Origin of the sequence: Anabaena sp. CCY 0017 (assembly GCF_963920885.1) — a bacterium.
GTDB lineage: Bacteria > Cyanobacteriota > Cyanobacteriia > Cyanobacteriales > Nostocaceae > Nodularia.
Genome location: NZ_CAWUDG010000056.1, coordinates 1 through 7,078 on the forward strand (window position 1 = coordinate 1; position 7,078 = coordinate 7,078).

Here is a 7,078-nt window from a genome sequence, read left to right on the forward strand (position 1 = left end):
GTTTCAAAAATGGCTTGTTTGCAGTTTTAACGATTTATGTTTGCAGTTCGCTACAGGTATTGGTGCGGGTATTGGTCAAACTGGTGCGGGTGACATAGAAATGAGGATTTGTTTGAATTGGCCTGACAATTCTCTTCAACCCTTCAAAATAAAAATTAGAGAAGATGATTCAAAATCAAGTCGAGGGAAAATTTTTTAGTTGCCCTTTCAATGGTTGCTCCCTGCCAATTGGGAATTTTGTAAATTGTGCGATAGCTACGTTAGCCTCTAGCGATCGCGCGCAGCACCTCTGGTGATCGCCTCGCCTCATTATCAAATCAGTAGTTAGGATCAATGCGACAAATGCGGCGAATGAGATTAATTTGAGCTTCTAATTGATGCAGCGCCCAAAGAATTGGCACACGCAATTGTTCACCGCGCACCCCTTGTGACAGAATGCATAAATTGCTATTCCCAAAACTGGGAAAAATTTTTTCTAACTACATCTAAAATTTGTTGTGGTCAAATCTCCACTAAATACATAGACTTAAGTTTATATTTATGTACAGAAAATGTATAGTACACAACAAGTCCTGGGAGGGTGGTATATAGCACCTATATATAGGTGTGACATAACACCTATTGAGGACTTCAATTCGTAATTTATGTGAGTTTGAGTTAGTTTAATGATTCAAAAGAAACTCTTCAAAAGGTGTGATATAACTGTCGTGCAGCACCTATTGAGGAGTTTCATCTTTCAGACAAAAAGCTCTATAATTCTTACACCAACCGCTTTTTAGGCATTATTTTTCAAATTACCACTGTCATTAAGTTCAAAATTATTGAGAATTATGTAATACATTGATGTTGCAAAAGTAATTCAAAAAACGGCTCAAAAAACATTTTGTAATTGTAATTACTACAAATAGTTACAAAAGAGTGGTATCAGTCCTTGAAGAAAGTCCAGTAAACCCGAAAACCTCTAATCATTCTCATTAAATCAAACTTATTGATAGTAAAATAGCCGTAAACCCTGATGAATACGTTAAATAAGCCAGTGATTAGCAAACCGTCGCCCAAGCATTTTTGATAGTATTCTCAGGTAAAAATTGACCCCAGAACACCTGATTTATTCTCATTAATTCAAAATTATTGACAAGATGAAATCAGGGCAAAAATTGATAAATTAATCATTCTTGAGAGCCGCTAAATAAACAATAATTCAGCCAATTTGATATAATTTTGAGGGAGAGTTTTTATCAATTAGGGGCAGGGGAAGCGCTACCCCACAACCGCATCAATCTGAGCTAAAATTTTCTAGTTACGTAGTGAGTATGGAATAAAAAATTAGGGGGGAGCGGATACCGATATTGACACTCGCCCAGAGACAACCCATAATTACCCTATAGGGCATAAAATCCGGGCTAAATAGACAACTGAAAACAGATGACAGGGTTAGCAATTTTACGAGTAGGGAAGCTGAAATCTTTTGGCAACGTAGGGGGTAGTGAAGCCCATACAGCCAGACTTCAAGAAACTACCAATGCCGACCCAGAAAAAACAAATATCAGATTGATTGGGGACAACGACCATCCTTTAGAGGAAATAGTCAAAACCAAAATAGCCAGCAGCACAAAACACAAGCCCCGCAAAAATGCCGTATTGTGTAGTGAAATGTTTTTGAGTGCCAGTCCCGAATATTTTCGACCTCATGACCCATCACTAGCAGGGGAGTGGGACAATCACCGGATGCTAGACTTTGCTAACACCTCAAAGAATTGGTTAATTTCCAATTACAGTCATAAATGCGTCAGGGCAGAATTGCATTTAGATGAAGCCACCCCCCACATTCACGCTTACATCGTTCCAGTCAACGATAAAACCAAACAACTCAGCCACAATGAAATGTTTGGGGGGTCAGCCAAAGAGTGCAGAATCAAATTATCCAAATTGCAGGATAGTTATGCGGTTGCACTAGCGCCATTGGGTATTGAACGAGGAGTCAAAGGCAGTAAAGCCAGCCACACCAAAATCAAAGAATATTACCAAGCAGTTAACAGCAAACCCTTGACTTTAGAACTGCAACGATTAGAACCCATATTGGGAGAAACAGCACAGCGATTCTATACTCGAATCAAAGCTGACCCAGTTATACAAACACTTGACCATCAGTTAGCGGATCGTCAACGCGCCATTGAACATGAACAACGAGCTGTTCAAAATGCTTTAGCTAGTGAAAGGATCAGGCAACAGCAAGAAACCAGAATCAAACAACTCGAATCAGAAAACTGGGACTTGCGGCAGCAGACAGAAAAACTACGCGACTTACCCCTGGAGGATGTAGCTTGGCTGTTGGGGTTAGACCGTGACCACAACCAGCCAGGGAAATGGAGAGGTCAGGGTAACAATATAAATATAGATGGCTCCAAATTCTATGAATTTGCCCCTGGTGAACAAAAGGGTGGCGGTGGTGCAATTGACTTAGTGATGCACGTTAACAAGTGTAATTATGCCCAGGCGATCGCGTGGCTGTATGATAATTTTGGTGAAGCTGGGGTAGAAAAGGCAGTCATCGCCCAAGATCGAAAAATCGCCACTGAATTTGCACAGTTAGAACCCAGACCCCAATTTGTACCCCCATCAGCTGATGAGCGTCAATGGCATAAAATAGAAAATTACCTTACCCAGAAACGAGAATTACTACCCAGTTTTATCCAAGCAGTTCATGAGCAAGGTTTAATTTACGCTGATGAGCAACAAAACGCCGTGTTCTTAATGCGGAATTTGGATGGTGAAACCACAGGTGCATTTTTGAAAGGAACAGGGGAAGATAACAGCTTTCAGGGATATGTGAAAGAAAGCAAGCGTACTCAAGGGTGGTTTCATTTAAAACTGGGTGGAGAACAAAACCGCGAAATTGAAAAAGTTGTATTGTGTCAATCCCCCATTGAAGCAATGTCATTCGCCACTCTGGAAATGGAAGTTCAGCAAGGAATACCCAAAACCAGGACAATGTACATGGCAGTGGATAGTCCCAAAAGTCTACCAGTGGAATTTCTGCAAACTGTTCGAGCAGTAGAAGTAGCTTATGACAATGATGATCTTGGCAATGAAACTGCACGAATGATCATGGAACAGTTACATCATGCCACCAGAGTTAAACCTAAAGGCAAAGATTGGAATGAGACGCTGTGTGCATGGAGAAAGCAGCAAAATAAACATAGGCGTGAGCATCCGGGGCAGGGACTAGAACTTTAAAAGCCAATTGTTTATCCCGAAGGCTATTTGTGGGGAATACTGGGGATTTAATCAGCAGTCAGCAGTTCCCAGTCCCTACCAACCCGCATCTAAGTATAAGCCAGAGGAAATATCCCACCTTCTGCGATTTATGTCTAAAATGGGGTAATTTTTCAGATAATGTTTAATCTATCTGTATGAGTAATTGTTGGCTTGGTTGGCGATTTTAACGCGGTATGCAGCATCTAAGTATATAAAGCCAGAGAATGTATTATGTCCACCCGTACAATAAAAAAAGACTTTTATTATAATTTAGGGGGGGGGTGGACTGTAGGAATTACGCATAGCCGTGATTTTAACAACGTTATAAATAATGCTGTACATATTTTAGCTATTTCGAGTCAAAAAACCAGAATTTTTGGGTGAAAGTTTGGGGAGTGGCAGAAAGAGAGCGATGCCTATACAAGGTATGAAAATTGTTGTATAGGGATGTGGGGAAGTGTCAGTGATGGATTGATGATCTTTAATTGGATACCGCTTAATTTCCACTAGACAACAGAAACAAAGGGGAAATTTATTGGCGATGGGCAAAGCCCCGCCGTAGGCGATCGCCTACGGCATCGCCACCCATCCCCAACCAACCCAACCCAAGAGTCCCCGCGATAAATCGACGGGGCTTTCAACCCAATTTTTAGGTTATAATGGAATCCGTCGTAATGACAGTCGTGGTGACAGAAACCCGGTGTAGTTGCGCCCTCAATGCGTACAGTGAGCCAAAGACTGACCGTGTAATTGCCCACGGTAAAGGGGAAAGCAAAACCTCGAACGGTCGAATAACCATCAAGGCGGTTGAGAACAGGGCAGTGCATCGTTAACAATCCCTGACCCGAGGAACAACCAGTCAGGGAAACAAGGAAAAAGCAGTGCTAAAAAGCGCTAATTTTTTGCTGAGAACAAACCAGTAAAAAAACAGCCAAAGTTTCAGCGCTGTTTCGTGCTGTTTATAGAAAGTAGCGGGTGATTAAGCAGACGTTATTAATAATGCTTTATTGATGATTTAGGTGGGAGTCAAACCAAAGTGATCTGCTGTGCGATAGCGAACGCGGAGCGTGTGTTTTGCACTCAGCGCTGCTGCAAAGCAGATCGCACTCCCCACTCCCAAACCCAAAGCCCCAGCAATGGGGTGATTTTCATGGGGATGCCTATTCTATCGCGTGGGGTAGTCGTAGGGAATGCCGGGGATTGTGCGGTCATTGGGCATTGGTCATCAGTTCCAAAATGGTAGCTTGTAGTATTTATAGTGTTTGTAGTTAATTAGTCGTCAGTCTAAGTATTGGTTTAATTTTTCTCAAGAAATGCCCTTCTAAGTACAGCCAATCAGAAGTATCCTGTCTTAGCTGTGTCATCCCAGGATAGGGTGATTTTTTAGAGAATGGGCATTCTATCTACTTTGGTATTTATTGCCGTTCCTGGCGATTTTAACGCCGTTCATTGCATCTAAGTATATAAAGCCAAAGAATGTATTATGTCCACCCGTACATTAAAAAAAGACTTTTATTATAATTTAGGGGGGGGTGGACTGTAGGAATTACGCATAGCCGTGATTTTAACAACGTTATAAATAATGCTGTACATATTTTAGCTATTTCGAGTCAAAAAACCAGAATTTTTGGGTGAAAGTTTGGGGAGTGGCAGAAAGAGAGCGATACCTATACAAGGTATGAGAATTGTTGTATAGGGATGTGGGTAAGTTTGAGGAATATCAGTCATGGATTCAGGATCTGTAATTGGATAAGGCTGAATGGCACTACACAACAAAGGGGAGATTTAATTGAATCGTGGAACAAATCAAAAAAGGAGACAAATGATTAAAGACTTACATACAAAAGGATTGCAATTAGCTAAGGAAATTCTTGCAGAACAAGGATTTTCCGAAAAAAATGCTGTTTCAAAACCTGCAATATTCGCACTAAATCAGTGCAATTTTTTCGCAGAATTAGAAGGATTGGCACAGTGGAACTACAAAAAAGGTAGCTTTGGTTATGCCAGATACGAATTATTTAAAAGCTTTTGCTGGTTAATTTACAGTGAAAATCAACCAGCATTCCTGAACGAAATTTTTGACAAAGGAATAGCTTTAATTAAAGAATCGGCTCAAACGATGTATGAGGCTGATGGCGACAGGGGCATGAGAGATCCATTAATCTGGCTATTCATCCCAAAGAAAAAACATCGAATTATAGATCATGCTTTCGATGGCATTGGGGAGTGGCGGAAATAGAGGGATACCTATACAAGCCAAGGAAAATTGTATAGGGATGTGGGGAGATTAGGGGAATTGTGCAGGCGATTAAGCGCCGAGACTTGGGAGTTTGCGGTGGCCGCACTTGACGGCACACGCGACATATACACAGCCTCAAAGCATGGCTTCGTTGTTGGTTGCCAGTGGGGTGAATGTGGAGTAGAGCGATGGGTAAAGCCCCAGGAATGGGGTGATTTTTATGCAAATGTGTATTCTATCCCGTGGGGCAATTGTGGGGAATGCTGGGGATTGTGCGGTCATTGGTGATTGGTCATTGGTTCTTACTCCCCAAAGCTTTGCAGTAGCTAGTTTGTTTTAAAAACAACTGACTGCTAATTCATACAATTCTAGTTTTTGACCAAAAAAATTTTTTCTAAGTGAATCGCCCAAACTCTTACCCAGAAAGCCAAAAAACAGGGTCAATCGATTTTTAATTGTTTAATAAACTAAATCCATTGTCCCGCCTATAAATATACGCAAATATACAAAACCATGTATAAATAAAGCATTGCTGAAAATGTGGGGTTTAGTCCTGGGGAATGGGGATTGTGCGACGGCGGTTAGTCACTGGTTACGCAGTAGCTAGTTTGTTTTAAAAACAACTGAATGATAAATCATATAATTCTAGTTTTTGACAAAAAAGTTTTTTTCCAAGTAAATCGCGCAAACCCTTGTACAGAAAGCCAAAAAACAGGGTCAATCGATTTTTAATTGTTTAATAAAATAAATCCATTGTCCCGCCTATAAATATACGCAAACATACAAAACCATGTATAAATAAAGCATTACTGAAAGTATAGGGGTTTAGTCCTGGAATGGGGAGTGGGGAAGTTTCCAAAAATATCTGTGTGAGTGTTCAGATGTTTCTATGCCTATACAAGCCGATGGGAATTGTGCAGGGATGCGGTAATTGAGGAATTAACCAGACGCGCGATCGCTCCGCTCGCCGAAGGCATCGCACCCAACCGCCCCCAATCGCCACAACTCATGTAATAAGTTGCATCAGTGCCACAAGCCTCAGCAATGGGGTTATTTTTATGGGAATGGCTATTCTATCCCGTGGGGTTATTTTGGGGAATATTGGGGATTGTGGAAGCTATGGGAATCCCCATATCGCCACCCCTCCCAAAATATCAGCTTGTCGCAATTAGCACATTTAGCGACCTTCCCCAACCTTAAGAAATTAAAGCCAGAAGGATATGAAAAATCTAGTGCCACACAAGCTTAATTATTATAAGGAAATGGGTTTGTGTGGTACTAGACCTGAAGCCTAACTATACAAGCATTACAGCGATTTTTGCGGGTCAAATCAAGCCAAGTACCACACAAGCTATTTTGGGCTAAAAACGGGTGTGTGGTACTAGATTTTTGGGGTGAACTGTACTGAGATGATAGTGGGGATTGGGGAGGAGTTGGGGGAAAATATCTCAGTACAGTTGCAACATATTTCATGCTTATGCCTATACAAGTTAGTACGACTTGTGCAGGAATGCAAGCTGTTGGCGATCGCCTCTGGCGGGGCTTTGCCCATCGCACTGGGAAGAATTTGGAATTGTTGGC

Annotated in this window: 5 protein-coding genes; 4 read left to right on the forward strand and 1 reads right to left on the reverse strand. The window is 41.4% G+C overall.

The genetic code is table 11. The annotated features are described in order from the left end of the window. Window positions 1-1,425: 1,425 nt before the first annotated feature. Window positions 1,426-3,237, forward strand: coding sequence for a MobV family relaxase (gene mobV / locus ACM0OW_RS25410; RefSeq protein ID WP_414553454.1), 1,812 nt, complete (start codon window positions 1,426-1,428; stop codon window positions 3,235-3,237). A gap of 680 nt (window positions 3,238-3,917) precedes the next feature. Continuing rightward, window positions 3,918-4,091, forward strand: coding sequence for a hypothetical protein (locus ACM0OW_RS25415; protein WP_414553456.1), 174 nt, complete (start codon window positions 3,918-3,920; stop codon window positions 4,089-4,091). A gap of 247 nt (window positions 4,092-4,338) precedes the next feature. Here the strand turns inward: ACM0OW_RS25415 and ACM0OW_RS25420 are convergent, their stop codons facing one another. Further along, window positions 4,339-4,470: a hypothetical protein gene (locus tag ACM0OW_RS25420; RefSeq protein ID WP_414553457.1), complete on the reverse strand. Its 132-nt coding sequence runs from the start codon at window positions 4,468-4,470 to the stop codon at window positions 4,339-4,341. Window positions 4,471-5,080: 610 nt separating this feature from the next. Between ACM0OW_RS25420 and ACM0OW_RS25425 the strand changes: the two genes are divergently transcribed. Together ACM0OW_RS25425 and ACM0OW_RS25430 are read left to right on the forward strand one after the other, a co-directional pair. Further along, window positions 5,081-5,497: a hypothetical protein gene (locus ACM0OW_RS25425; RefSeq protein WP_414553459.1), complete on the forward strand. Its 417-nt coding sequence runs from the start codon at window positions 5,081-5,083 to the stop codon at window positions 5,495-5,497. 1,026 nt (window positions 5,498-6,523) lie between these two features. Further along, complete coding sequence (locus ACM0OW_RS25430; RefSeq protein WP_414553461.1) at window positions 6,524-6,697, forward strand: hypothetical protein; 174 nt, start codon at window positions 6,524-6,526, stop codon at window positions 6,695-6,697. The last annotated feature ends 381 nt before the right edge of the window (window positions 6,698-7,078 follow it).